Source organism: Planococcus daihaiensis (assembly GCF_049262615.1).
Taxonomy (GTDB): domain Bacteria; phylum Bacillota; class Bacilli; order Bacillales_A; family Planococcaceae; genus Planococcus.
In genome coordinates this window covers 2,672,829-2,697,376 of the sequence record NZ_CP175504.1, presented here as the reverse complement: position 1 = coordinate 2,697,376, position 24,548 = coordinate 2,672,829, and the positions used below count along the sequence as shown (strand labels likewise).

The window sequence follows — 24,548 nt, the reverse complement described above, 5'->3', positions numbered from 1 at the left end:
TTGCATCCCTCTTTCCCATTGAATGAATACTCATTCATAATCGTCACTTTCTTCATTATAAAATAAATCTTCAGACAATACAACAGACACCGTGAATATCACGATGCCTGCAGATGAGTTATATAGCGCCAGCGGATGAGGTAGAAATACAGCAATTGGATAATGGTAAAGGCCGCCAGCACGATGGCCATTTCCCCGAGAATGGAAAGTTCGGCAAATTCATCCCATACCACTTGCAGTGAAATGAAAGCGAAAGAGCTATGAAGCAATGCAATTGCCCACGGCAGGAAAAATTGCGGCACCAATTGGCGGTTAACGATTTTCAGCAGCTCTTTTTCAGTCATCCCGAGCCGCACCAGGAGGGCGTATTGTTTCCGGTCGCGCTCCAAACCTGTATACAGCTTGAAGTAGATGAAACTTCCGGCCGCCAGCAGGAATACCAACGCAACCATCACGCCGATGAAAAGCATCAGCGCGAATGAAGATTTGAACCAGCGGTAATCTTCGCCCGGATTTTCAAAGTAAAAAGCGATCGAACCAAAGTCAGCTGTTTCGAAAACCTCTGCCATTTGATCGGAAAGGGCGTTCCCGACTCCGAGCGTTGCCGTCCAATCCGGCACATCAAAGGCATAATAAGTGAACGAAGACTGTTCTTCGGTAAAACCGGCTAACGGCTCATCGATTGCAGCGAAATCCTGGTCGTTGACAATGATGCTGTTGGCATTCAGTGTATGGTTGGGAAACATGATATGCGGATAGGCTTCTGCGATAAAAAGCGGAACCCCGCTTTCAACGAGCTCTGTATCCGTAATCGTTACATCCAATGCTGCCCGTGACTCCTGGGAATATGGGATAAAAATCCCTTCTCCTGGACCCGGTGCAACTTCTTCGTGGCCAAGCGCTGCCGCAAGCCGGTTGAATTGCGAGGCCTGCAGAATATCAACTTCGTTGCCACTCGCTTCCGAGGTCTGCCGTTTCACAGTCAGCGGCGCAATATCATAGGCCAAACCCCTGCGCTCCAATTGATTGGCCAGCAGATTGATATGTTCCGCTTCCTGCGGATTTTCTTCAAATGAAATATAAATCAGGCTCAGCGGATTCGATTCCCGAAAATCACCGGTATAGGAAGTGAACGAAGCGAGCGTTCCCACTGTCAGGAACGCGATGGTCGACACGATGGTCACGATAAAGAACATTTGCGCGCTGTCTTTCAATTTAACGGAAGAATCCGCAATGGACACCAATCTGGTCTTGTCCCAGAAAAAGGATTTTTTCTTTTTGAAAAGATTGAGCAGCGCATGGATCGAATGCGTAAAGAACAGATAAGTGCCAATTGTGGCAAGCGGCGGTATGATGAAAGCCATCATATAAACTGTCTCATCCGTAACGAGCGTCGCGAGCGTATAAGCCATTACCAGGAATCCGATGCCCGCCGCCGACAGGACATACGAACTCTTCCCCATCTCCTCAACTTTCCAATAACCCTGAAGCAAATTCAACACCCGCTTCGTACGGATAAAGCCGACGCTGATAAAGGAAATGATGATGAACAGGCTCGCAAATGCACCGATCGTCAACAGGAATGGTTTCCAGTCAAGGTATAACGGCAGCGATTCCAGCTCCATGATTTCCCGGCCAATCATGAAAAAGAACTTCGAAAAAACAAATCCGAAAGCGATGCCGGCAGCCGTCGAAATGCTGCCCAAGATCATCATCTCAAAGAAAATCATTTTGCTTAATTGTCTTTTGGTCATCCCGAGATGCACCAATACCCCGAATTCCTTCGACCGCGCCTGCAAAAAAGCGCTCATCGAATAAAACAGGAAAAACAGCGTAAAGATATAGAGGACGACTTCAGCAATCAGCATCCCGCGGACTGCCAAAGTTCCGAGGCCTTCCTCTTCGAATAATGGATGAAAGATGAACATCGAATAGACGAAGAACACCATGACGGAGACGACACTGGCAAGGAAAAAAGCGGCATAGCTCCTTAAATTGCGCAGTACATTATGGTAAGCGAGCTGCCGAAAGGTCATTTACATTGCCCCCCAATAAAGACAGAACGTTCAGGATGCGCTGATAAAAAGTCTGGCGCCGTTCATCGCTGTAAATTTCATTGAAAAATTCGCCGTCTTTGATAAACAGGACGCGGTTGCAATAACTGGCGGCGATCGGATCGTGGGTTACCATGATGATCGTTGCGCCTTCTTCTTTATTGATGGCGGATAATAATTCCAGCACTTCCCGTGACGCTTTCGAATCCAGGTTCCCTGTCGGTTCATCGGCGAGAATCAGGTCCGGTTTATGAATAAGCGCACGCCCGATTGCGGTGCGCTGGGCTTCCCCGCCGGAAATTTCATTGGGCCGTTTATGGAGAATCGGCGTCAGGCTGAGCCGGTCGGCAATCTCCATAACGCGTTTCGTCATCCCTTCCAAAGGCACATAATCGAGCGTCAAGGGCAGCACCAGGTTTTCTTCAACCGTCAGCATCTGCAGCAGGTTGAAATCCTGAAACACAAAGCCCAGTTTGCGCCGGCGAAAAAGAGCCAAATCGTTCTTGCTCAATTCATGCGGGTCGATGCCGTCGATTTCAATGCGCCCCGAAGTGAGGTCGTCAATGGTCGATATGAGGTTCAACAAAGTCGTCTTGCCGCTGCCGGACGGCCCCATGATTGCCAGAAATTGCCCTTTTTCAACTTCAAACCCCAGTTGATTGATGGCCCGGTGCGTCACTTTTCCTTCATATACCTTGGTCACATCATCTATTTTCACTAATGGCATTTTTTTCCTCCTGTAGAACTGTATCCTGATTTGAAAAAAGGATGGATACAGTCGTTCCCTGGCCCACGGCCGACTCGATGAGCAATTCGTGGCCCAATTTCTTGCAGACTTCCTTGGCAATATAAAGCCCCATTCCTGTGGATTCTGTAGTTTTCCGCCCGTTTTCACCGGTGAAAAAAGCTTTGGTCACTCTCCCCAAATCAGTGGCAGGAATTCCCAGCCCTTCATCCCGAATGGCAAGCTGGATATGGCTATTGTCGCAAGCGGCCGTGATGTATACTTTTTTGTCCTTTTCGAACGTGTATTTGATGGCATTCGTCAGCAATTGCCCCAGGATGAATTTCATCCATTTGCGGTCAGTGGCCACGATGAAATTCTTGTCCACATCGATGACGGGGTAAACTTGTTTGGAAATGAACAATCGTTTGTTTTCCGTAATGATTTCTGCAGCCAATCCGTGGAGAGCCACTTTCTCAATTTGCATATCCTGCTCAAACGTATCCAGCCTGGCGTTCATCAGGACCGTATCCAGACTCGCTTTCAATCGATCAATCTCCTCGGCAACACTGTTTTTATCCAATTCATCAGGATTCTGCAGCAGCAGCTGAATCACGGAAATCGGTGTTTTCATCTGATGCACCCATTGGTTCATAAATTGAAGATGCCGATTTTGCGACGCATACAGGGCCTGTGCTTCATTTTGATAAACTTTATAGAGTTTTTGAAGGTAAAGGTCCATTTGGATCTGCTCGGGCGAACGCCCATCCTTTTGCAGCATGTGCTCCATTTTGACAGGATTTTCGGTAATTTTTTTATAATAGCGATGGCGCTTGATATAGCGGGCTCCCAGAAATGCGGAGGTCAGGAGAATGCTGATGACAAAGGAATAGATGGCCGTATCCAGGTTGCGAAAACCATCAAGCCAGTAAAGGATCATGATAAAAGCGACCAGTACAGCCTGAAAAACCATATAAGCGGCATGTTCTTTCAAAAAGAGGCGAAGCATTACAGTTCCCCCTCATCAATCAGAAGACGGTAACCCGCTCCCCTGACCGTTTCAATAACAGACTGCACACCATAATCCGCCAGTTTTTTGCGCACTCTCGTCATATTGACGTTCAACGTGTTTTCGTCAACAAACGCCTGGTCATCCCACAGCTCTTCCAGCAATTGCTCGCGGGATATCACTTTTGGATAGTGAGACAATAGGAGTCCTAAAATGGTCGCTTCTTTTTTTTGCAACGGAATGACTTCATTTTTCACATGCAATTCCATTCTCTCCAGATACAAGGTCAGGCGCCCTGCTTTGACAGAACGTTCTTCCTGTTTTAGCGCATACTCCCCGAAGGCTCTGCGGAGATGGCTTCTTATTTTCGCAAGGACGATTTCATAATGGAAAGGTTTCGTGATAAAATCATCGCCGCCGTTTTCCAAAGCGAAAACCTGATCCATTTCACCGGAACGGGCAGAGATGAAGAGGATCGGACAAGTGGTGGTCAATCGGAGTTGCCTGCACCAATAATAGCCATCATAGGATGGCAGATTGATATCGAGCAGAATCAGATGGGGTTCAAACGCTTCAGCTTCTTCCAGAATTTTATCGAAATCCTTGGCGGTTTCCACTTCGTAATGGTATTTCCGCAATGTCTCCGCAAGCATTTCGGCAATTTTCAAATCATCTTCCACGATAAATATCCGTTGTGCTGACATACATGACCCTCCTTTCCTTTTTCTTTCCATTCTAACAAAAGAGCCTGCTTAAAAGCAGACTCTTCATTATTTCTTAATAAATTAATTTCAAAAATTCTTCCTTCGTAATGCCGCCAAGAAGTTTCGGGATGTCCATATCGGAAATCGCCTCATCCAACGCATTGCGTTCGTACTTCACGCCGGTAATGGCGTTTTCAAGTTCTGTTATATCACCGACTCCGAAAAAGTCGCCGAATATTTTCGCGTTTTCCACCAGCCCTTTTTCGACCTGCAGGCGCACATCAATGCCGCCGACAGGGAAGCGGTGAGAATGTTTCACATTGAATTTCGGCGATTTGCCGTAATTCCACTCCCAGTTGCCGTAACGCTCGCGGGAAATTTCATGGATGCCTTCCCAATCCTCATCCGTCAGTTCCCAAAGTTTGACGTTTTCTTCCCCTTCGAAAATGGAATGCAGAATCTCAGAACGGAATTCCATTACAGTCATCCCTGTTTCGAGAAACTCCGAAATATTGGCAACACGGCTGCGGATCGATTTGATGCCTTTCGATTCAATTTTTTCCTTGCTCACTTTCAGAGCGGAAACAACTTCTTCAATATTCGTATCAAACATCAATGTGCCATGGCTGTACATCCGTCCCCGGGTCGAAAATTGGGCATTGCCGGAAATCTTGCGGCCTTCCGCCATCAAATCATTGCGGCCGGACATTTCTGCATTGACTCCGAGGCCGTTCAGCGCTTTTACAACCGGTTCAGTGAATTTACGGAAGTTCCGGAAACTCTCGCCGTCATCCACCGTGATGAAACTATAATTCAAATTGCCGTGATCATGATAAACCGCTCCTCCGCCGGACAGGCGGCGCACGACGTGGATACCATTGGAATCCACATAATCCGTATTGATTTCTTCTGCGGTATTCTGGTTTTTCCCGATAATGATTGAAGGTTCATTGATATAGAACAGCAGGAACGGATCCTTCTCTACATCCATATTCTTCAACAGATATTCTTCAATGGCCAGGTTGATGCGCGGATCGGTGATTCCTTTATTGTCTACGAAATACATAATCTCTCTCCTTTAGCTTGTTTCCTCTTTTCAGTTTAACGGATAATTAAAAATAATTCACGGTTGAGTGTTGACTTCTTCAAACTGTTATAATACACTAAGTTTAATTAAGACAGTACTATAACAAAAAGGAGCTGGAATGTATGATTGAGAACGTAGTCGAATTTTTCAAGAACCTGCCACCGAAACAATGCGCAACTTGTGGAGAAAAGATTGAAGAACAGCACGAATGCTACGGTACTAAATGCAATTCCTGTTCAGAGCTATAAGACAAAAAAGGCAGGCGCAGAAAAATTGCGCTTGCCTTTTTTTGATGAAAACTGTATCAGTAAGAATCAATGATTTCTTGAGCGAATCCTTTTGCATCTTCCTCTGTTTGCCCGTCAATTAACAAATAAATGATGAAATAGCCGACCCCTCCTGCTTCGAACAACATGAATACAAAATTCCCGTTCTCTCTTTCTAAGAATTGGTATTGGACTTCCTGTCCTGAAATCTCTATTAACTCTGAATCATTTAATGTTGCTCCACCCTGTGGCCGGATATTCATCGTTACCGCAGCAGACCCTTGATAAAAGTCCCCGTAAAGCACTTCGCTTCTGTTTTCTTCTTCCCAGGCTTCCACGTCAATGCCTTCAAACAACTCCTCAGTAGACGCCTGGTAAGTTACAGTTGCCTGCTTGGGCTCATCCCTTACAACCTCTTCGCCGTCTTCCAGCGTGAAGAGATATTCGACAGAGGCTAACGTCGCCGGGTAGTCCTCATGTTTTGGGACATATGCCTCCACACCTAATTTCTCATTGATCGCCTGCTGAATGAATTCAGTGTCGTTTATCTCTTCTGCAGAGCTGTTTCCTTCCCCGACCTCAGATTGATTGCAGCCCGCCAAAACTCCTGCGGCAATAAACAATAGCGACGTATTCCAAATTTTAAAATGCTTTTTCATAGGAACCTCCTTTAAAATTTGTTTTATCCTTAATCAATCCTTACGTGAATGATTTGTAAAAGTTTCGTTATTTTATGTATTTACTTCCAAATTTCAACTAAAATCCGCCATTTTATGGATAATCTGTCGACCCAACACCCAAACAAAAAACGCCCGAAAATGTATCAACCATTTTCGGGCGTTTTCTATTTATTAATGGCCGTGGCCTTCCATGTCGACCTTGCTGTCCTTGTCATCACTGTCATCCGGAACAATCGATTCGGGATCCGGATTGCCCACAGTAACTTCCTGTGTCGGCATTACATGCAAGCGGCGAGCCGTTGTATGCGCCTGGACGAAATACAATCCTTCTTCATCGAAACTGGTTTCGGCTTCATAAACACCGTCGCCCTTATGTTCAGCCGTCAGCATGTCGCTCGCTTCACGGTGGCCGGACTCCCATACTTCGTACACCACTTCATCTGCATCTTCCACCAATTCATCACCCTGAGTCACTGTCACCGACAGAGTCAAAGCTTCTCCAGGCTCCGCTGTTTCCGGCGAATTGAATTCGGTCTCGATCAGTTCTGTGCTCGGACCAGCTCCAGCCGAGTCGTCTTCACCACAAGCGGCAAGCAGCAAGAGGCCAAAAAGGATGGCCATCCATATAATTTTTTTCATTATGATTTACTCCTCCAAGTGTTCATTCGCAGAAAGCATAGGCAATAAAACAGCTCGCCTTGTATTTCTACTCCATGCCAGAAAAAATAAACCCCTTATTTTTCAGCCAATTTTTTCATCACGACATCTGCAAGGCCATCGATGAACAACGGCTGTACGTTCGGCATTTCCGGGCGGCGGTATGTTGCACCGATTTCGTCACAGACCACTTTACATTCGTAATCGTTGTCAAACAGCACTTCGAGGTGATCCGCTACAAAACCTACCGGTGTGTAGACGAATGAGTTATAGCCTTTCACATCGTGCAATTCACGTGTCAGATCCTGGACATCCGGACCGATCCACGGTTCAGGCGTCTGCCCGGCACTTTGCCAGCCGATTTCGTAATTTTCCACGCCCGCTGCCTGAGCGATCAGGTCTGCTGTTTCTTTCAATTGTTCCGGGTATGGATCGCCGTTCGCGATAATCTTCTCCGGCAAAGAATGCGCAGAAACGATCAGGCATGATTTTGCCCGTTCTTCTTCTGACATTTCAGCAAATGCCGCACTCACTTTTTCGCTCCAGAATTGGATGAATTTCGGTTCAGTGTACCAGCTTTCCACAGAAGTCAGTGAAATACCGGCTGCTTCTGCCGCTTCTGCCGCACGGCCGTTATAGGATTTAACGGAAAACGTAGAGAAATGAGGAGCCAGCACAATCGAAACGGCTTCTGTAATGCCGTCCTTCTTCATCGCTTCCACTCCGTCTTCCACGAACGGTTCGATGTGTTTCAGGCCAAGATACATTTTGAATTCAATGTCATCCTGTATTTCGTTCAGGCGTGCGCACAATCCGTTCGCCTGATCCTGTGTGATTTTTGCCAAAGGAGAAAGTCCCCCAATTGCCTTGTAGCGGCTGCGGAGATCTTCCAGGCTTTCTTCGCTCGGCTTGCGGCCGCGGCGGATATGCGTGTAGTATCTTTCGATATCTTCTTCCTTATAAGGCGTGCCATACGCCATCACCAATAAACCCATTGTCTTTTTCATTATCATTCACCTCTGAAGTTTTTTAGTCAATTATTTTTGAGATTTGTAAGCCGCACTGTATTCATGCACGAATGCTGTCAGGCGTTTTAATGTGTCCGGGTTCACTTCCGGGAATACCCCGTGACCCAGGTTGAAGATATAACCATCGTCCTGCATGCCCATATCAAGGATATTTTTCGCGCGTGCTTCAATGACCGGCCAGTCAGCCAGCAAATAAGCAGGATCGAAATTCCCCATCAACGGTTTCGTCAGCCCTCTTTGACGCGCTTCCGAAATCGGCAGGCGCCAATCAAGGCCCACTACGTCAACCGGCAAGTCGTGCCATTCGTTTGCCAGATGCGTTGCACCTACACCAAAAATTGTAAGAGGTACACCTTCTGTACGCAATTCACTGAAGATGCGGTCCATGACCGGTTTGATGAATATGCGGTAATCTTCCACATTCAATGCGCCGACCCATGAGTCGAAAATTTGAATCGCTTTGGCTCCCGCTTTGATTTGGGCTTTCACATACGGAATGATCGTGTCGGCCAATTTATCCATCAGGGCAAACCACATTTCGGGCTGGGAAACCATCATCGCCTTCGTTTTGTTATAACTTTTCGACGGTCCGCCTTCGATCATATAGCTGGCAAGTGTGAACGGTGCGCCTGAGAAACCGATCAGTGGCACATTCAATTGCTCTTCCGTCAATAATTTGATTGTATTCAACACATAGTCGACATCCTGTTCAGGATTGATCTCGCCAAGCCGGCTGATATCTGACATTGTGCGGATCGGATTGTCGATGACCGGACCGATTCCGGATTTGATTTTAACGTCCACGCCGATTGCCGGCAGCGGCGTTACAATATCTTTATAGAGAATCGCAGCATCGACATTGTATTGGTCGACCGGCAATTTTGTCACATAAGCACAGAGCTCCGGCTGATGTGTAATCTCTTCCAGTGAGTATTTTTCTTTGATCTTGCGGTATTCCGGCTGAGAACGGCCGGCCTGCCTCATAAACCAAACAGGCACATGATCCGTTTTTTCTCCTCTTGTTGCCTTCAGGTAAGTATCGTTAAAAGCCATTAAAAAAACATCCCTTCCAAATGTATCATCCACTGCATATCGTTCCTATATCCGTATATACTATAGACGCTCTGTTTTCCATTGTATAGATTGTACAAACAAATGTCATAAATTAGACCCTTCTGACTTCACCAGTTCGACAAAGAAGTTTGCTGTTATTTTATTCAGGGAAAGTTATACTGTAAATATATATAGGAGGGATTATAATGAATCTATTCATGACAACGGGAACTTATGAGTATATGAAAAATATGCGAGACAAGCATCCCCAAGAAAATATGGTGGTCATGCAGGGAGAAAACACGACATTGATCTTGCATGAAACAGAAGGCAAAAGCATTTTCCAGACACCGCGGCGCTATGAAGTGGTGGATGGGACAGGGGAATTCAAAGAAAAAGGATTTTTTGTTTTCAATAATATTCCTGTCACCGAAGAGGGACGCCCGATTTTTGAACATCGCTTCAAAAACCGAGCAGGTGCAATTGAAAGTGAACCGGGCTATGTCGCTTTCCGCGTCCTGCGTCCACTCGATTCCGACACTTATGTTGTATTGACTGAGTGGGAATCGCCTGTCTATTTCGAAAAATGGAAAGAATCACAGGCTTTCTCTAAAGCGCATTCCAAACCGGAAGGTGCACCGCCGTCGAAACCGGTCAATATTTTCTCGGGATCTTCGTATGTCACTACTTATCAAGCGAAACCAGAAGATGAATGATCAACAAGCTCCGCTTACAGCGGGGCGCAGTACATAATTAGAACAGGAGGAAAATGGAGTGGTTTTTGTTTATTTTTTAATCGCCGGCATCATCACCGTTTATGCTTCGATCAAATTATCGGAGTACGCGGATGTCATCAGTGAAAAAACAGCAATGGGTGGCATGATGGTCGGTACCTTGCTATTGGCCGGGGCAACATCCCTGCCGGAAGTTTCCACCAGTTTCTCGGCAGCAGCAATCGGCAACGCCGATATTGCAGTCGGAAACATGGTCGGGTCCAATCTTTTCAATTTATTCATTTTGGCAGGGTTTGATTTCCTGCTGCGTAAGCGCCGTATTTTGGACCGCGCTTCACGAAATAATATTTATACTGCCCTGTTGGGTATCCTATTAACTGTATTGGTCATAATGGCACTTTGGCTGCGAATTGATACACAGATTCTTGGTGTCGGCCTTGACGCCCTGATTATCGCAGCAACTTATATCATCGGTATGGTTGTCATCAATAAATTGCCTTCACTCGATCCTGAAGCAGAAGCGGCAGCCGAAGAAGAAGAGCCGGACAATCCGAGTGCAACCCTGTCACCAAAAGGTGCGATTGTCCGCTTCATCATTGCGGCGCTTGTCATTCTCGGCGCCGGTACTGCCTTATCTATCACGGGTGATCAGATTGCCATCATTACCGGCATCGGTTCCAGTTTTATCGGCAGTTTCCTGATTGCCGCTGCAACTTCACTGCCGGAAGCGATTGCTGTATTTGTGGCATTGCGCCTCAATAACGTCAATATGGCTGTCGGCGCGATCCTTGGATCGAATATCTTCAATATGATTATTCTCGCTCTATCTGACCCAGTTTACAGAGACGGCAATCTAATTGCCGCCGCAACACCGGGTGCAACGATGATCATCGCAACCAGCGTCCTGATCATGTCCCTATTGGCGTTGTATTCACAGATCAGAAAAAACAGTGCATCCGTCATGACCTATGCATTGCCATCACTCATCATTGTGATCATCTACTTCGCAGCGTCTTATATGAACTTTACGTATTAAGAGAAAAGCGGAGTCTGGATATTGAAAGAGAGCGAACTTCGCTCTCTTTTTTTTATTGCAGAATTTTTGTGTTATTATTTACTGAATAATACATATTCTCGAGGAGGTATTTTATTGGTGATTGAGAAATTATACGCGGAACTTGATACGGCTTACCCTGAGATGGTGGATATTCGCAGACACCTGCATATGCATCCCGAAGTTTCATTCAATGAAGTAAAAACTGCCCATTACATCCGGCATTATTATGAACAATTGGGTGTGGAAGTGCGGCATAAAGTCGGTGGCAAGGGGGTCATTGCGACAATCCGCGGGGCGAAACTCGGAAAAACGATTGCGTTGCGTGCTGATTTCGATGCGCTGCCGATTCAGGACCAGAAAGATGTCCCTTATAAATCCCAAAATCCAAATGTCATGCACGCTTGCGGCCATGATGGCCATACCGCCACACTTCTCGTGCTGGGCAAAGTGCTTCACAGCTTGAGAAACGAACTGGAAGGAACTTATGTGTTGATTCATCAGCATGCCGAAGAGTTGGTTCCTGGCGGCGCAAAAGCGATGATCAAAGAAGGCGCACTCGACGGGGTCGATAAAATTTTCGGTACGCATTTATGGTCGATGACGCCGCTCGGCCAGATCGACTACCGCGTCGGTCCGATTATTGCCGCTGCCGACAGTTTCACTTTGAAGATTCAGGGACGCGGCGGCCACGGGGCCATGCCCCACAATACAAAAGATGCCATCGTGCTGGGTTCTCAAATCGTGATGAACCTTCAGCAATTGGTTTCGCGCCGTGTTGATCCGCTGGAATCCGCCGTGTTATCTGTTGGTTCTTTTGTCGCTGAAAATCCGTTTAATATCATCGCCGACCAGGCCGTTTTAAAAGGAACAATCCGCACATTCAATGAAGACATCAGAGATCTGATGGAACAGGAAATGGAACGCGTCATCAGCGGCAATTGCCTTGCAGCAGGCTGCACTTTTGAATTCACTTATAACCGTGGCTACCCTCCCCTCGTCAATCACGAAAAAGAAACTTTGTACTTAAAAGAAATTGCTGAACAGGTGCCCGGCGTCGAAAAATTGTATAACGCCCCTCCGCTAATGATCGGAGAGGATTTTGCCTATTACCTTGAACAGGTGCCCGGAACTTTTTTCCTGACTGGCGCCATGCCGGACGGTGAAGTTTATCCGCACCACCATCCAAAATTCGACTTCAAAGAAAAAGCAATGCTCCTTGCCGCCAAAACGCTTGGCAGTGCAGCGGTAAATGCCCACAAATAAATGCAAAAATGCCGTTTCCTGAACACTCAGGAAGCGGCATTTTTTATTTCTGTTTTTTATTTTTCGCAAAAACGATCGTGGCCACTGACACAATCAGAATGAGGATAAAAACGATACCAGCAATGCCATAAGCCTCTTTAAACAGCAGGACAACGGCGGCCATCAGGGCTTGGATCAGCTGCAAAATGGCGATAAGTTTCCAAACCGCCTGCTCCCTTGTGAAATCAGACAACGGAAAAAGATTGTCCATCCGGAAATGCTGGGTCTGGTTCAAGCCTTGCCATAACTGAATGGCTGTAGCGAACGCGAGAGCCCCTGCAAAAACGGCAGCGGCAACCGGAAAAGGAATCAGCCAGGCACCCGCCATCGTCAGCAGCGTCAGCCGAACCCACAGGTAAAATAATTCATCGGAGCGGATAAACGTCCGCCACACCAGGTAATAATGGGCATCTTTCGGCTGTTTTCCAATAATTTTATAGACCCAATTGAGCCATCTCCGCGGTTTGATCTTCCCTTTGATCTGCGGAACGTCCGTGAAATAATTGGCAAACTGGTAAAAGCGAAGCATGCGATTTTCTTCCAATCGCACAAAATGTTCATACGGAAAAGGCAGGCCCGCTGCCCGGTTTTGGCTCCATCTGCCGTAAACAATCATTGCCAACAGGAATATTGCGGCCAATAAAACCATATTATCCACATAAAAATATGTAAAAGCCCCCGTAAAACCGAAGCGGGCGAAGCGGTCCAACCAGGCTTTATTGCCGCTCCAAGCTTTCCTGAAAGAAAACTCCATCTGGATATTCCACCATTTGATAATCAGCAGGAGTAAAGGGAAACCGATCAGGTAGTACGTTTGCAACCCGTAAATGGCGTTGACCATCGGCAAGGAAACGATAAAAGCGATGATCGGCAAATAGAGCTGCGAGAGGAAAGACCACCGGAGTGCCGGTTTCAAAAACTGATCCAGCTTGCTTTCGAGCGGCAGAAAATAGACCATATCCGCTTCTTTCAATAATGTCGATGGCGGACTATAGGCGAGCATCACACCGAAAATCAGAGCTAAGAGCCATGCCGCCGGAAAATCTTGCGGAACGTTCTGCACCCAGTCGCTATAAGCATAGCCAGCTGCGCCAAGAGCAAACAACAGCACTACGGCAATGTGCCCCGTGAAAATATATTTTAAATAATTCTGCACTTCAAGGGTGTAACTCTGAAGCCGTTTTGACCAGACATCATGCAAGTTCTTCATTGTCATCATCCTCGGTCATCGCGATGTAAAGGTCATCCAGCGTAGCGTCGGGCATGCCGAATTCCATTCGAAGGTCATCCATTGTGCCGATCGCACGCACCCGGCCGTTATGCAGCAGGATAATCCGGTCGCAGTATTTTTCCGCAGTCGCCAGGATATGCGTGGACATCAGAACCGATGCCCCCTTCCTTTTCTGCTCTTCCATTTGGTCCAATAACGATTTGATGCCGAGCGGATCGAGTCCGACAAATGGCTCATCAATAATATACAATGCCGGATTCACGAGAAACGCGCTCATGATCATCACTTTTTGGCGCATCCCTTTTGAAAAATGGGACGGAAACCACCGCAGCCTCTTTTCCATTCGGAACTCTTTCAATAATTCGGCAGACCGTTTCTCAAATGTATCCTGATCAAGCCCGTACGCCATAGCCGTCAGTTCAAGATGCTCCCTTAATGTCAATTCCTCATAAAGCACCGGTGTTTCCGGAATATAGGAAAACGAAGTACGATAAGCATCCATATCTTCCTGAAAACTTTTTCCATTCAGTTTGATGGTGCCGGATTTTGCTTGCATGATGCCAATAATGTGTTTGATGGTGGTACTTTTGCCGGCGCCGTTCAAGCCGATCAGACCCACAAGTTCCCCTTTGCCGATTGTAAAACTGACATCTTTCAATACCGGTTTCCGGGTATATCCCCCTGTTAACGATTCCACTTCCAAAACAGCCAATTCCAACACCTCTTTCTTACTATGTAAGTTGAATTAAATAATAAACGTATATCTAACGCTTCAGGTCTTTGGACAGGGCAAAGATTATGCTCCTGCGCACAGTTAGTCGCAAAGTTGCGCCATCTACGTTTGGCGACCATAGCTTCCACAATAAGCCGAGAAGACCACTCGACTTATTGCTTCGACGGCATTCGACTGCTCCGGAGCCGCACCTTTGCTGGGTGATTAACTTTGGTGGAAATATCTCTAAGATATGGAGCAAAATAGCGAAGACGCCATGGGGAGCAGGCGAATGCCGACGAAGTGCAAGATTCACTCGGTTGGTACACTAACTTAGCAAAATATAAAAACCGTGCTCCTGCATCGCTGCGCTGCTTCGTCGCAAAGACATAGCCTCGCAAGCGTCGGCTAATGTCTTCGAAGCTGTTTTGCGGAATATCGGCTACCAAAATTTATTAGCTCAACATGATATAGCCATTGTATCAAAATCTGCGGGCGATTTCTTTTCCACGAAATGAAATATGGTAGACTGAAGAAAATGGAAAGGGTGTTGTATATGACGAATTGCATTTTCTGCAAAATCATTTCAGGTGAAATTCCCAGTGTGAAAATTTATGAAGATGAACATGTTTTCGCCTTCATGGACATTATGCCTTTGTCTAAAGGGCATACCCTGCTCATCCCGAAAACGCATCGCGAATCAGTTTACGACCTGCAAGGTGATGAAGCCGCGCAGCTTTTCAGCGTTGCTCCGAAAATCGCCTCCGCAATCAAAGAGACTTTCAATCCGGAAGGCCTCAACCTGCTCAATAATAATGGAGCCAAAGCCGGACAAAGCGTTTTTCATTTCCATCTGCATTTCATCCCCCGCTACGGCGAGTCGGATGGCTTTGGAGCGAAATGGCTGACCAAGGAAAAAGAATTTACGACTGAGCGAATTCAGGAATTGGCTGAAGAAGTAAAAACTAAATTGGCCACCAACGCTTGATTTACTTCCTAAGAACAGATAGAATCAGAAATAAGTTTTTCGCTTGCGGTCAAGAGGACACGCCGGGAGGAGCTTAAAATATAGCATTGAGCTGAGGAGAGATGAGAAATGAATACGAAAAATCTTGTACTAATGGCGCTGCTGGTCAGCGTTGGGGCGGCATTATATGTGGTCATCCCAGGAATTAACGGCGGTATAAAGCCAGACTTTATGCTGACGATGATGTTTGTCGGTATCCTGCTTTTCCCAAATGTTAAATCCACATTTTTACTGGCAGTTACAACGGGTGTAATTTCGGGATTGTTTTCAACATTCCCCGGAGGATTTTTCCCGAATATCATTGATAAATTTATTACGGCTTTCGTCTTTTTGGCGTTTGTCTATGTGTTGAAGAAAATGGCAGCAAAATTGCCGGTCGCTATTGCATTAGTTGCAGGCGGTACAATTCTGTCGGGCTCGATTTTTCTGTCAGCCGCAATTTTCGTAATCGGCGCAGAAATCCCGTTTTCTCTGTTATTCACGACAGTTGTATTGCCGGCAACAATTTTCAACGGTATCGCATTCGCCCTGATTTATCCGATTGTGGTTAAATTGGTGAAGCGATCCAATTTCCAAACCGCCGTTACCCCGGCGATTTAACAAAAGCTTTTCAGCATATTATTTGCTGAAAAGCTTTTTTTCTTTGAACAGCTGTTCAGTTTTATGTTTTAATTAAGTTAAATAGAGGAAAAGACCTTTATAGGACGAAAGGGGCGCATCATTTATGAAAGCATCGAATTTCTTTATAGGACTTGCGACAGGTTTGGCTGCCGGAGCAGCTGCCACATTATTTTCCACACCACAATCCGGTGAAGACCTTCGAACTTCAGTCAAAACGGCTTCCACCGACTGGAAGGAAAAATTGGCAGATGTCAAAGAACAGGTCAATAAATTAAAAGAATCTGTAAACACTTTAAAAATTGAAGCGAAAACTCAAGTACCTGCAGCGATGGAGGGATTAAAGCAATCCATGGCTGAATGGCAGGAAGGCACGGCTCCCGCTAAAGAACATCTTCAGCTGGAAATCATGGCCATTCAGAATGCAATCGAAGAATTGCAAAAATCCATCAGCAAAGATAACAAAGATGATGAATCAGACGATAAAAAGTACGTGAAAAACCAAAAAACTGAGGATTATTCATCCGAAGATGATAGAAAAGTTTCACAATAAAAGCGTTCACAACTGAAAAGCAATAAAAAAACTGCCATTTGGCAGTTTTTTTATTGAGTTTTTTTACTATTCGGACTTTAATTCACTTTACTTTATTGCTATAATTAAGAAAATCTCAAAATATGGGAAGTAGGTGCTTTTGTGGTCGAACGCGAATATACGATGAAAGAAGCAATGATGTTTAGCCAGCGTATTGGACAATTATCAAAAGCTTTATGGAAAGCGGTCGAAAAAGATTGGCAATTGTGGATCAAACCTTATGATTTGAACATTAACGAGCACCACATTTTGTGGATTGCGTATCATTTAAAAGGCGCATCTATTTCAGATGTGGCGAAATTCGGGGTTATGCACGTTTCCACCGCCTTTAACTTTTCCAAAAAGCTCGAAGAACGGGAACTTCTATCTTTCTCAAAGCGTGATACTGACAAACGGAACACGTATATCGAACTCTCGGAGAAAGGACAGGACCTGATGCAGGAAATGATCGAGCGCTATCATGAGACGCCGCATTCTGTCATTGACGGTTCTATGAAACTGCGCGAGCTGTATGGAAAATTCCCTGAATTCCTTGATGTCATGGCAGTCATCCGCAGTATTTACGGGGATGATTTTATGGAAATTTTTGAAGCTTCCTTCAAAAACATTGAAACTAAATTCAATGAAGAAAATCATATTGTCGAGGCCGTCGAAAAAAATGAAAACGCCGTCTGAAATATTGTTGTAAATAGGGTTGCATTTGTCGAAGAATCGTTGTAATGTTTGTATCGACTCATCAGAGAATACGGTCATGTGGGGGATACTTTTATGCATTGCTGGAAAACGATAAATGTAAAAAAAGAATATGGCTCGAATCGTCTTTACACGTTTGCAGCATTGGCCGGGATGGGTGTTTTTACGATATTTTATATTTCCTTAACCTTCATCTATACAGCACCTCTGTCCGATCGCTATTTCCTGTATTTCGTCTTGGCGATATTGGCAGTTTATCCGCTTCATAAAGTATTCCATTTTCTGCCGTTGATCGGCAACAGGAAATGCCTCAAGTTTATCTTGCGGAAACAGCTGGGCATGTTTCCGGGGATGTCCCTGCACGTCCAGGAGCCCGTGGCTAAGACCAGATTCCTTCTTGCTTTGCTTGCACCATTCGTTTTGATAAACTCCGCAATCCTATTGCTGAGTGTCCTATTCCCTGCCTATAGCCATTATTTCGCCATCCTGCTTGCGTATCATTGCAGCCTCTGTCTGACGGATTTGGTCTATGTCCGCCACATGCTTCGCACACCAAAAGATGCGCTGATTGAAGAAACAGATAGCGGTTTTCAAATACTGGTTCCAGAGGTAATGGGTTAATCCTGTATTTTCCCTCCGGATTTGTTATACTTGAGCATAAGGCAGAGGGGGGAAATTGATGATTGTTGCATTAGTCGTTATGTTCTCAGTGTTTTACCTGTTCCAAATCAATCGAATGACTTTGGCATTGGTGACATCACGGGAAATTCCAGAAGAAAATCACGAAAAAATATTCCGCACCATTAATATATTGATTACGATTCTATTAGTATCACTTTATGTAGGCGTTGAATTTAGCCCATAAGTCTACTTGCCTGTTGGCAGGTAGCTTTTTTTGTCCAAATTTAAAAAAGGATTTTATTTGGAAGAAACTTTTTTAATTTTTAAACGTTTATGGTATAGTAACAACGGCAACCAGAATGTAAGATAGGAGCGGAAACTATGAAAAAATCAGTATTAACATTCACATTAGCGGCATCTGTACTGGCATTGGCAGCTTGCAGCGATGACAATGCAGACAGCACGGTAATTGTATCTTCAGATATCGGGGATATTACAAAAGAGGATCTGTATAACGAAATGAAAACGTCAATCGGCGGACAGGCGATCCAGATTCTGATGATTGAGAAAGTCCTTTCTGAAGAATACGAAGTAACTGATGAAGAAGTCCAAGCCGAAATTGAAAGTTCAAAAGAAGATCTCGGTGGAGACTACGAGCAATTCCTTGCACAAAATAATCAGACTGAAGAAAGCTATGAAAAAGTGGTTCGTTTGAATTTATTGCAGGAAAAAGCTTTGTCTGACGGAGTCGAAGTGACTGACGAAGAAATCCAGGCAGAATATGAACGCCAAACTACAGAAATTAACGCAAGCCATATACTGGTTGCAGATGCAGAAACTGCGGCAACAGTGAAAGCAGAATTGGATGAAGGTGCTGATTTCGCTGAAATGGCACAGGAATATTCCAGCGATGGTTCTGCTTCTGAAGGCGGAGATCTTGGCTGGTTCGCACTCGGGGCTATGGTACCTGAATTCGAACAAGCTGCTTTTGCTTTAGAACCCGATGAAATCAGCGAGCCAGTCCAATCACAATTTGGTTTCCACATCATTAAAGTGGCGGACAAACGTGAAATTGAAGACGCTGAGCCACTTGAAGGCCAGGAAGAAGACATCCGCAATGAACTGATTACGCAAAATGCGGATCCGTCTACATTGCTTCCGAAGATTGCAGCATTGTTGGAAGAAGCCAATGTTGAGATTGAGGATGAAGAGCTTGAAGGCGCGTTGGATGAAATCATGAACGCAGGAGCTCCTGCAGAAGAGTAAAAGTGAATATTTCTAAAACAAAACCCCCATTTCTTTTTGAAATGGGGGTTTTGTTTTAGATTTTCGGATTGTAGAAGGAACGATTTTCCAATGGGAAGAGCCTTTCGGAAAATTCGCCGGGCTTTGTTTTTTCAAGCGCACGGTCAAGCATCGTCATTTTCGCATCGATGTTGTCAATATAATGAAGCATCTCCGCTTCTCTGATCATCGGCCGCTTGGGGCTGCCCCATTCTTCTTTGCCGTGATGAGACAGGACCATATGCTGAAGAAGCAAGACTTCCTCCCCTTCAATTTCGAGTTCATCCGCTGTTTTGGAAATTTCTGTGACCATCATCGAAATATGTCCCAACAGGTTGCCTTCCACTGTATAGGTTGTTGCAATCGGACCGGACAACTCAAACACTTTTCCAACATCGTGCAGAATAATTCCTGCATACAGCAGGTCCTTATTCAAGCTTGGATAAATTCCGAGCATTGCTTTTCCCAAACGGAGCATTGAAACGACATGATCTGCCAGACCGGATACATAATCATGGTGATTGCGTGTGGCCGCAGGAAACGTCAAAATCGTTTGTTGATGTTTTTTAAGAATATGGCGGGTGATCCGCTGGATTTGCGGATTTTCCATTTCAAATAAATACTGCATAATTTCTTCTGACAATTCTTCCGTACTTTTTTCGGAAGCCGGCAGCAAATCTCCGATTGACTGGTTTTCTTCGGGTTTTGCTTGTCGGATGCTCTTGATGCGCAATTGGTTTTTGCCGCGGTAATTATGGATTTCCCCACCCACGCGGACAATGGTTTCCGCTGCAAATAATTTCTCGTGCTCATCTTTTGTATCCCATAACTTCGCTTCGATGTCTCCGCTTTTATCCTGCAGAACCAGTGACATAAAAGGATTGCCGGTAGTGGTGACCCCTTTTACCGATTGTTTGATCAGCAGAAATTCATCTATTGTTTCTCCAACTGCTCGTTGGGTAATGCCTTTTTTCATAAATACACACTCCTTCCAGTGTTGGCCACGTCAATCACTTGTGCTGCAGGCCAGGCCTCGCACATTTCTTCGTGGCAGGTGAAATAAATGAACTGATGATCCCTTTGCAGCTCTGTTATCAAGTCTATCACTTGCTGCAGCCGCAGGCGATCAAAATGGACAAACGGATCATCCATGATGATCGGGAATGGATGGCTCTTCTGCATCGACACTGCCAGACTGAGCCGCAGCGCCAAATATGCCTGTTCTTTTGTTGCCTGGCTCAATTCGGCGATGCGGAATCGTGTACCGTCGGTTCTGATCGCCTCAAAATGGCCATCCGGATGAATTTCCATGGCCGTGTAAGTACCGCCTGTCAGACGCTGAAACAAGTCGCATGCTTTCGCGAGAACCGCGGGCAGCGATTTCTCTTTCAAGTCAGCCATAGTGCTGCGGATCGCTTCAATGATCGCTTTATTGACCGACCAGCGCTGTGCCAGTTCATTGAATTCAGCCTTTTTCACTTCAAAATTCTGAAGCTTGATTTCGTAGGCTTCATCAGTAAGCAGATGCGTTACGCGCTGCTGCAGTTCCGCCTTTTCATCGATCAGCTCATTTCGTTCTCTTCTCAAATGGAAAAGTTCGTTCTCCAAATCCTGTATGTGCGTTTCCGCTGAATAGTCGGGCTGTTCCTCTATCTCTGCACTGCCACCGATCGCAGCCAATTGGCCCGCAACAAGTTCCATTTCCTGCTCTAGTTCTTTTTTGCGCAGCCAATCCAGATGGCATTGATAGAACTCTTCGACATTCGCCGTGCCACTTTCCTCAAGCAATGTTTGCTGCTCAGCTTCCATCTCTTTCAAAAGACTGGCTTGCTGTTGCTTATCGGTGGTGAAGGTTTGTCTTTTGTCAGCTATTTTATTATTTTGCTCGTTAAGCTCATGCAATTTTTTCTCAGTAGACCGAAGAACTGAATACAGCTCTGCCGGTTGTACATAATGGCCGATGACAGCTGACGTTTTGGTCAGCCACTCGGTTTCTTCTTCCTTCGCTTGTTTCAGAGATTCTTCGGTTCTTTTCAGCTTGGCTCGGGTTTCCTGCACTTTTCGGATTGTCTTGAATAATTCAATGACGGTTGACTTGCTCGCTGATGTGGCGAGGCCCATGTGCTGGAGATATGCGTCAAATTCTATTTGCGCAGGTTTCTGGGCCACTTCAGTTTCCAGTTCTTCGATTCTTTTATCGGTTCTGGAGATCATGCTGAGCGTCTCTTCAACTTTGCGGTTATGCTCAGCCACTTTCTGCTGAAGCGCCTCCATTTCAGTTTCCCGTCCGGCAAACCGTCCGATGACATCGTCCATATCTTCAAACGAACTCGTTTTGCTGCGTGCTTTCCACAGCATCCAAGCTCCTGTGCAAGCCGCTGCCACCGCCAGAACCGTTATCAGTGTATCGCCGCGCAGCAAGCCCGCCAGCATACCTGCAGCGCCAAGCGCAATCAGTATATAGGACAGCAGCTGATTCCCGGTGTCAGCACCTATTCGCTGCAATGCTTTCGCTTCCGCAAGTTTGACGGAGACTTCAGGCCACTTTGCCGCAGTATCCAGCTGTTCTTCCGTTGGCGCTGCGCTTTCAAGATAAGACATCTCTTTTTCGGCTTGGATCAGCTTGTTCTTTTCATCCTGCAGTTCGCGGTCACGGAAGCGTCCATTTTCCTCTTCTTTGTTTGCGGTCTCGGCCAAGTTTAACAGTTTTTCTTCATTGACCAATGAAACATCGAATGCCAGAGCATCATCCATTCCCATGCCAATCAGGCCCAGGTGCCGAACAAGGTCTTCTTCCAACTCCTCTGCTTCATCTTCAAGGTCACGGTAGTTCGATTGGAACCGGTGCCAGTCCGTTTCCTTTTCGAGCAATTCCCGTAACCCGTCCCCGGAATCCTCAATTTCCACTATGTCGGGCAAAGCCGCCAGCTCACGGTCCAAATGCTTCGTTTTGGCGGCCGCCTCTGAAATCCGCTCCGTCAATTTATCCATGCGGCGGCTGCCGTCAGCCGGAAAGGAATCGACGGCAATGCGATTCAGTTGTTCTTCCAGTCGGTTCCTCTTTTGCAGCAAGGGTGCAGCCTGTTGCAGTTTGCCTGCTGCTGACAGCGATTTCGAAATCGCCTCTTCCCGCTCTGCCATTTCGTCGATTTTCCTCTTTACTTCGTCAAGCTGGGCAAGAAACGGCCCATACAGATCTGCCTCTTCCCTGAACCCTCTTAATTCGTTTTCGTCATTCCTCAATTCTTCGATCAGCCCATTCAGTTGCGGATTGCGCCCGCCTTTTTTGAACAGGCTTGCCATATCCTTTTCAAGTTCTGTCTCCAATTGGGTGATTGCATCGACGCCGGTAGTTCCCGAAGCAAGCAAGGTGCGGCTCAATTGCTCTTCCGTCATCTTGTCGAGGCCCTGTAATTCATGGATGGAAAATGAAAAAATCGCCTCAAACGATGCGCGGTCATAATCGCGCAGAATTTTTTTCAATTCCAGTTCTGCTCCGCGGGTGCCATCCGCGAAATAAACGATTACATCGCCCGCCGCTTTTCCTTTCACCCGCTCAACAACCAATTTTCCGTATTGCTCATCCACCATGTGAAGTTGGCCGCCATATTTCCCTCCGGCTTTTGGTTCGTAACGGCTGCCGGAATGATTCCGCGAAGGGAACCCGAAAAGGATTTGAATGATGAATTGCTGGATGGTCGTCTTTCCTGCTTCATTATTGCCAAAGAAAACCGTTAATTCTTCATTGAGATTGATATCCAGATTTTCATGCTTGCCGAAGCCGTAAATAGTCAATTTTTCAATGCGCATCCGCCTATTCACCTCCTCTCATGGCTTTATGGATTTTCGGGATTGCTTCTGCTGCTATTTCTGCAATGGTGTCGTCTGTCAGGGGATCGAGATACCGGCTTGCTTTTGGATGCTGATAAAGATCTTTCAGCACCGTTTTCCAATCGGTTTGATGCCATTCGGTCATTTGACTGGAGATTTTCTCTCCGATCGCTGATACACGTGTTTCGCTGTAAACGTCTTCCTGGACGATGCCGCTGATCCAGGCTTCCGCCGAACTCGATTCAACCGCTTCCTGAATGGCTTCCAATAACGCATCTTCGGGAACATCGGCCAGAAGTTCGGATGACTGTTCATCGAGGTCCATTAAATGGAGAACCGCCATGACCGCGTCATTTTCAGCGGTGTACTGTGCCACCGCTTCCACACAGGCGTCAATCAATTCATTCATGTGCATGATGCCTTTGCAGGAAACGTCGAGTACATCAAAGCACACAGCTGAGCTGCGAATAAATTCCATGTGCGTCTCGGCACCTTCCAAACGCACATCGTAGAATCCTTTTGGACCCGTTTCTTTGCGGTGCCTCCCTTGAATATTGCCCGGATACACGATGTAAGGATCGTTATGCAGGATCTGGCGCAGATGAATATGGCCGAGTGCCCAATAATGATAATTCTTGCTGAGCAGCTGTTCCTTTTTAAACGGAGCATAAACGGCATGGCTGGAATCACCGTCCATACTGCCGTGCAGCATCCCGATATGATACGCAGACGCATCTTGGGTTGTGGGAAACTCATTGATCCTCGCTTCTTTTACATGGCGCTCCCCGTAACTGAAACCTGTCACTGTCACCGTTTTTCCGGAAACGATGAAGCTGTGGCTTGTAACTTTGTCATCAAAGACGTGGACGTTGTCGGGCAAATCAAAACGGCTCCAGCTGCCTCCGAGATGGTCATGGTTGCCGTGGCTGATGATTACGGGAATTCCGGCAAGATGGAGCCGCTCCATTCCCTGCTGGAATTTGTATTGCGCGCGCAGCGTCCGGTCTTCACCGTCATAGATATCTCCCGCAATCAACATAAAATCCGGTGCTTCCCGAACTGCATAATCAATCAATGTGTCAAACGCCTGGTAAACGGTATCGGCAAACCCTTTCCGCTGTGCGGATGCCAAGCCGGAAATGCCGGTGAACGGGCTTCCCAAATGCAAATCTGCTGTGTGAATGAAACGTATCGGCGCCATCTTTTAACCTCTTCCCTGAAAGCGAATATTTGTTCTAATTTTACCATGCCGCCCCCATAAAAAAAACTGTTTGCGGAAATCTCTCCGCAAACAGTCCATTTGATTTTCTCTAATTTTATATAGTAGGTTGAATACAATATTTAATATTAATTAAACGCCTCGGCGCTTTGGACAAGGGCAGAGATTATGCTCCTGCGCAAGCTCGTCGCAAAGGAGGTGCCATCTTCGTTTGCCACACCTTGGCTCCCGCAATAAGCCGAGAAGATCACTCGTCTTATTGCTCCGTCGGCATTCGCCTGCTCCTGGAGCGCGCCGGCGCTGAGAGAACTCTCTAGAGATATGGAGCAAAACAGCGAAGACGCCATGGGGACCAAGCGAAGTGC

Annotated in this window: 25 protein-coding genes; 11 read left to right on the top strand and 14 right to left on the bottom strand. The window is 46.1% G+C overall.

Annotation, left to right across the window (positions count from 1 at the left end):
* Positions 1-98 precede the first annotated feature (98 nt).
* The 5 genes from DHX103_RS13320 to DHX103_RS13300 form a co-directional block, all read right to left on the bottom strand.
* Positions 99-2,036 (bottom strand): ABC transporter permease, encoded by a 1,938-nt coding sequence (locus tag DHX103_RS13320; RefSeq protein WP_422122734.1) that lies wholly within the window; start codon positions 2,034-2,036, stop codon positions 99-101.
* Entirely contained in the window at positions 2,008-2,781 is a 774-nt protein-coding gene (locus DHX103_RS13315) for an ABC transporter ATP-binding protein (RefSeq protein WP_422122733.1), read from the bottom strand. The genes DHX103_RS13320 and DHX103_RS13315 overlap by 29 nt, the downstream gene beginning before the upstream one ends.
* Complete coding sequence (locus DHX103_RS13310; protein WP_422122732.1) at positions 2,759-3,787, bottom strand: sensor histidine kinase; 1,029 nt, start codon at positions 3,785-3,787, stop codon at positions 2,759-2,761. The genes DHX103_RS13315 and DHX103_RS13310 overlap by 23 nt, the downstream gene beginning before the upstream one ends.
* Complete coding sequence (locus tag DHX103_RS13305) at positions 3,787-4,491, bottom strand: response regulator transcription factor (RefSeq protein WP_422122731.1); 705 nt, start codon at positions 4,489-4,491, stop codon at positions 3,787-3,789. Before DHX103_RS13305 ends, DHX103_RS13310 begins: the two co-directional genes overlap by 1 nt.
* A gap of 73 nt (positions 4,492-4,564) precedes the next feature.
* On the bottom strand, positions 4,565-5,557 hold the full coding sequence (locus DHX103_RS13300) for a lipoate--protein ligase (RefSeq protein WP_422122730.1): 993 nt from the start codon (positions 5,555-5,557) through the stop codon (positions 4,565-4,567).
* Positions 5,558-5,700: 143 nt separating this feature from the next.
* Here DHX103_RS13300 and yhfH point away from each other — a divergent pair, with 143 nt between their 5' ends.
* Positions 5,701-5,826 carry a protein YhfH gene (yhfH, locus tag DHX103_RS13295; protein ID WP_422122729.1) on the top strand — a complete coding sequence of 42 codons (126 nt, stop codon included), beginning with the start codon at positions 5,701-5,703 and terminating at the stop codon, positions 5,824-5,826.
* 56 nt (positions 5,827-5,882) lie between these two features.
* On the opposite strand, the gene DHX103_RS13290 is transcribed toward yhfH, so the two are convergent.
* From DHX103_RS13290 to hemE, 4 genes are all read right to left on the bottom strand, one after another.
* Entirely contained in the window at positions 5,883-6,503 is a 621-nt protein-coding gene (locus DHX103_RS13290; RefSeq protein WP_422122728.1) for a hypothetical protein, read from the bottom strand.
* Positions 6,504-6,695: 192 nt separating this feature from the next.
* Positions 6,696-7,163 carry a FixH family protein gene (locus DHX103_RS13285; protein ID WP_422122727.1) on the bottom strand — a complete coding sequence of 156 codons (468 nt, stop codon included), beginning with the start codon at positions 7,161-7,163 and terminating at the stop codon, positions 6,696-6,698.
* 95 nt (positions 7,164-7,258) lie between these two features.
* The gene (gene hemH, locus DHX103_RS13280; RefSeq protein ID WP_422124782.1) at positions 7,259-8,191 is read right to left on the bottom strand and encodes a ferrochelatase; all 933 of its coding nucleotides are present in this window, start codon (positions 8,189-8,191) and stop codon (positions 7,259-7,261) included.
* A 27-nt stretch (positions 8,192-8,218) separates the two neighbouring features.
* Positions 8,219-9,262 (bottom strand): uroporphyrinogen decarboxylase, encoded by a 1,044-nt coding sequence (gene hemE, locus DHX103_RS13275; protein ID WP_422122726.1) that lies wholly within the window; start codon positions 9,260-9,262, stop codon positions 8,219-8,221.
* Between the two features lie 206 nt (positions 9,263-9,468).
* Here hemE and DHX103_RS13270 point away from each other — a divergent pair, with 206 nt between their 5' ends.
* The 3 genes from DHX103_RS13270 to DHX103_RS13260 all read left to right on the top strand — a co-directional run bounded on the left by DHX103_RS13270 (position 9,469) and on the right by DHX103_RS13260 (position 12,316).
* Positions 9,469-9,978, top strand: a complete 510-nt coding sequence (locus tag DHX103_RS13270) for an antibiotic biosynthesis monooxygenase family protein (RefSeq protein ID WP_422122725.1) — start codon at positions 9,469-9,471, stop codon at positions 9,976-9,978.
* A 58-nt stretch (positions 9,979-10,036) separates the two neighbouring features.
* Complete coding sequence (locus tag DHX103_RS13265; protein WP_422122724.1) at positions 10,037-11,032, top strand: sodium:calcium antiporter; 996 nt, start codon at positions 10,037-10,039, stop codon at positions 11,030-11,032.
* Positions 11,033-11,149: 117 nt separating this feature from the next.
* Positions 11,150-12,316, top strand: a complete 1,167-nt coding sequence (locus tag DHX103_RS13260) for an amidohydrolase (protein WP_422122723.1) — start codon at positions 11,150-11,152, stop codon at positions 12,314-12,316.
* A 43-nt stretch (positions 12,317-12,359) separates the two neighbouring features.
* Here DHX103_RS13260 and DHX103_RS13255 read toward each other — a convergent pair whose 3' ends face one another.
* Positions 12,360-13,565: an ABC transporter permease gene (locus tag DHX103_RS13255; protein ID WP_422122722.1), complete on the bottom strand. Its 1,206-nt coding sequence runs from the start codon at positions 13,563-13,565 to the stop codon at positions 12,360-12,362.
* Entirely contained in the window at positions 13,549-14,298 is a 750-nt protein-coding gene (locus DHX103_RS13250) for an ABC transporter ATP-binding protein (protein ID WP_422122721.1), read from the bottom strand. Before DHX103_RS13250 ends, DHX103_RS13255 begins: the two co-directional genes overlap by 17 nt.
* 556 nt (positions 14,299-14,854) lie before the next feature.
* Between DHX103_RS13250 and DHX103_RS13245 the strand changes: the two genes are divergently transcribed.
* From DHX103_RS13245 to DHX103_RS13215, 7 genes are all read left to right on the top strand, one after another.
* Positions 14,855-15,286 carry an HIT family protein gene (locus DHX103_RS13245; protein WP_422122720.1) on the top strand — a complete coding sequence of 144 codons (432 nt, stop codon included), beginning with the start codon at positions 14,855-14,857 and terminating at the stop codon, positions 15,284-15,286.
* A 108-nt stretch (positions 15,287-15,394) separates the two neighbouring features.
* Positions 15,395-15,925, top strand: a complete 531-nt coding sequence (locus DHX103_RS13240; protein ID WP_422122719.1) for a tryptophan transporter — start codon at positions 15,395-15,397, stop codon at positions 15,923-15,925.
* A 124-nt stretch (positions 15,926-16,049) separates the two neighbouring features.
* Entirely contained in the window at positions 16,050-16,496 is a 447-nt protein-coding gene (locus DHX103_RS13235) for a YtxH domain-containing protein (protein WP_422122718.1), read from the top strand.
* A 162-nt stretch (positions 16,497-16,658) separates the two neighbouring features.
* A complete protein-coding gene (locus DHX103_RS13230; protein WP_422124781.1) occupies positions 16,659-17,210 on the top strand; it encodes an HTH-type transcriptional regulator Hpr in 552 nt (183 codons plus the stop codon).
* 93 nt (positions 17,211-17,303) lie between these two features.
* A complete protein-coding gene (locus tag DHX103_RS13225; protein WP_422122717.1) occupies positions 17,304-17,849 on the top strand; it encodes a DUF3267 domain-containing protein in 546 nt (181 codons plus the stop codon).
* Between the two features lie 58 nt (positions 17,850-17,907).
* A complete protein-coding gene (locus tag DHX103_RS13220) occupies positions 17,908-18,093 on the top strand; it encodes a hypothetical protein (RefSeq protein ID WP_422122716.1) in 186 nt (61 codons plus the stop codon).
* 137 nt (positions 18,094-18,230) lie between these two features.
* Complete coding sequence (locus DHX103_RS13215; RefSeq protein ID WP_422122715.1) at positions 18,231-19,115, top strand: peptidylprolyl isomerase; 885 nt, start codon at positions 18,231-18,233, stop codon at positions 19,113-19,115.
* 55 nt (positions 19,116-19,170) lie between these two features.
* On the opposite strand, the gene yhaM is transcribed toward DHX103_RS13215, so the two are convergent.
* Genes yhaM through DHX103_RS13200 form a run of 3 tightly spaced genes read right to left on the bottom strand, consistent with a single transcriptional unit; the run spans position 19,171 to position 24,165 of the window.
* Positions 19,171-20,109 carry a 3'-5' exoribonuclease YhaM gene (gene yhaM, locus DHX103_RS13210; RefSeq protein ID WP_422122714.1) on the bottom strand — a complete coding sequence of 313 codons (939 nt, stop codon included), beginning with the start codon at positions 20,107-20,109 and terminating at the stop codon, positions 19,171-19,173.
* A complete protein-coding gene (locus DHX103_RS13205; RefSeq protein WP_422122713.1) occupies positions 20,106-22,943 on the bottom strand; it encodes an AAA family ATPase in 2,838 nt (945 codons plus the stop codon). Before DHX103_RS13205 ends, yhaM begins: the two co-directional genes overlap by 4 nt.
* A gap of 4 nt (positions 22,944-22,947) precedes the next feature.
* Positions 22,948-24,165 carry a metallophosphoesterase family protein gene (locus tag DHX103_RS13200; RefSeq protein WP_422122712.1) on the bottom strand — a complete coding sequence of 406 codons (1,218 nt, stop codon included), beginning with the start codon at positions 24,163-24,165 and terminating at the stop codon, positions 22,948-22,950.
* Positions 24,166-24,548: the final 383 nt, after the last annotated feature.

What these genes read in the sequence shown, in the direction of transcription:
- DHX103_RS13245 (WP_422122720.1), top strand. Translation starts at nt 14,855, where the DNA reads ATGACGAATTGCATTTTCTGCAAAATCATTTCAGGTGAAATTCCCAGT.
- DHX103_RS13235 (WP_422122718.1), top strand. Translation starts at nt 16,050, where the DNA reads ATGAAAGCATCGAATTTCTTTATAGGACTTGCGACAGGTTTGGCTGCC.
- DHX103_RS13230 (WP_422124781.1), top strand. Translation starts at nt 16,659, where the DNA reads ATGAAAGAAGCAATGATGTTTAGCCAGCGTATTGGACAATTATCAAAA.
- DHX103_RS13315 (WP_422122733.1), bottom strand. Translation starts at nt 2,781, where the DNA reads ATGCCATTAGTGAAAATAGATGATGTGACCAAGGTATATGAAGGAAAA.
- hemE (WP_422122726.1), bottom strand. Translation starts at nt 9,262, where the DNA reads ATGGCTTTTAACGATACTTACCTGAAGGCAACAAGAGGAGAAAAAACG.
- DHX103_RS13320 (WP_422122734.1), bottom strand. Translation starts at nt 2,036, where the DNA reads ATGACCTTTCGGCAGCTCGCTTACCATAATGTACTGCGCAATTTAAGG.
- DHX103_RS13215 (WP_422122715.1), top strand. Translation starts at nt 18,231, where the DNA reads ATGAAAAAATCAGTATTAACATTCACATTAGCGGCATCTGTACTGGCA.
- yhaM (WP_422122714.1), bottom strand. Translation starts at nt 20,109, where the DNA reads ATGAAAAAAGGCATTACCCAACGAGCAGTTGGAGAAACAATAGATGAA.
- DHX103_RS13270 (WP_422122725.1), top strand. Translation starts at nt 9,469, where the DNA reads ATGAATCTATTCATGACAACGGGAACTTATGAGTATATGAAAAATATG.
- DHX103_RS13300 (WP_422122730.1), bottom strand. Translation starts at nt 5,557, where the DNA reads ATGTATTTCGTAGACAATAAAGGAATCACCGATCCGCGCATCAACCTG.
- DHX103_RS13290 (WP_422122728.1), bottom strand. Translation starts at nt 6,503, where the DNA reads ATGAAAAAGCATTTTAAAATTTGGAATACGTCGCTATTGTTTATTGCC.
- DHX103_RS13310 (WP_422122732.1), bottom strand. Translation starts at nt 3,787, where the DNA reads ATGCTTCGCCTCTTTTTGAAAGAACATGCCGCTTATATGGTTTTTCAG.
- DHX103_RS13205 (WP_422122713.1), bottom strand. Translation starts at nt 22,943, where the DNA reads ATGCGCATTGAAAAATTGACTATTTACGGCTTCGGCAAGCATGAAAAT.
- DHX103_RS13285 (WP_422122727.1), bottom strand. Translation starts at nt 7,163, where the DNA reads ATGAAAAAAATTATATGGATGGCCATCCTTTTTGGCCTCTTGCTGCTT.
- DHX103_RS13240 (WP_422122719.1), top strand. Translation starts at nt 15,395, where the DNA reads ATGAATACGAAAAATCTTGTACTAATGGCGCTGCTGGTCAGCGTTGGG.
- DHX103_RS13255 (WP_422122722.1), bottom strand. Translation starts at nt 13,565, where the DNA reads ATGAAGAACTTGCATGATGTCTGGTCAAAACGGCTTCAGAGTTACACC.
- DHX103_RS13200 (WP_422122712.1), bottom strand. Translation starts at nt 24,165, where the DNA reads ATGGCGCCGATACGTTTCATTCACACAGCAGATTTGCATTTGGGAAGC.
- yhfH (WP_422122729.1), top strand. Translation starts at nt 5,701, where the DNA reads ATGATTGAGAACGTAGTCGAATTTTTCAAGAACCTGCCACCGAAACAA.
- DHX103_RS13305 (WP_422122731.1), bottom strand. Translation starts at nt 4,491, where the DNA reads ATGTCAGCACAACGGATATTTATCGTGGAAGATGATTTGAAAATTGCC.
- DHX103_RS13220 (WP_422122716.1), top strand. Translation starts at nt 17,908, where the DNA reads ATGATTGTTGCATTAGTCGTTATGTTCTCAGTGTTTTACCTGTTCCAA.
- DHX103_RS13225 (WP_422122717.1), top strand. Translation starts at nt 17,304, where the DNA reads ATGCATTGCTGGAAAACGATAAATGTAAAAAAAGAATATGGCTCGAAT.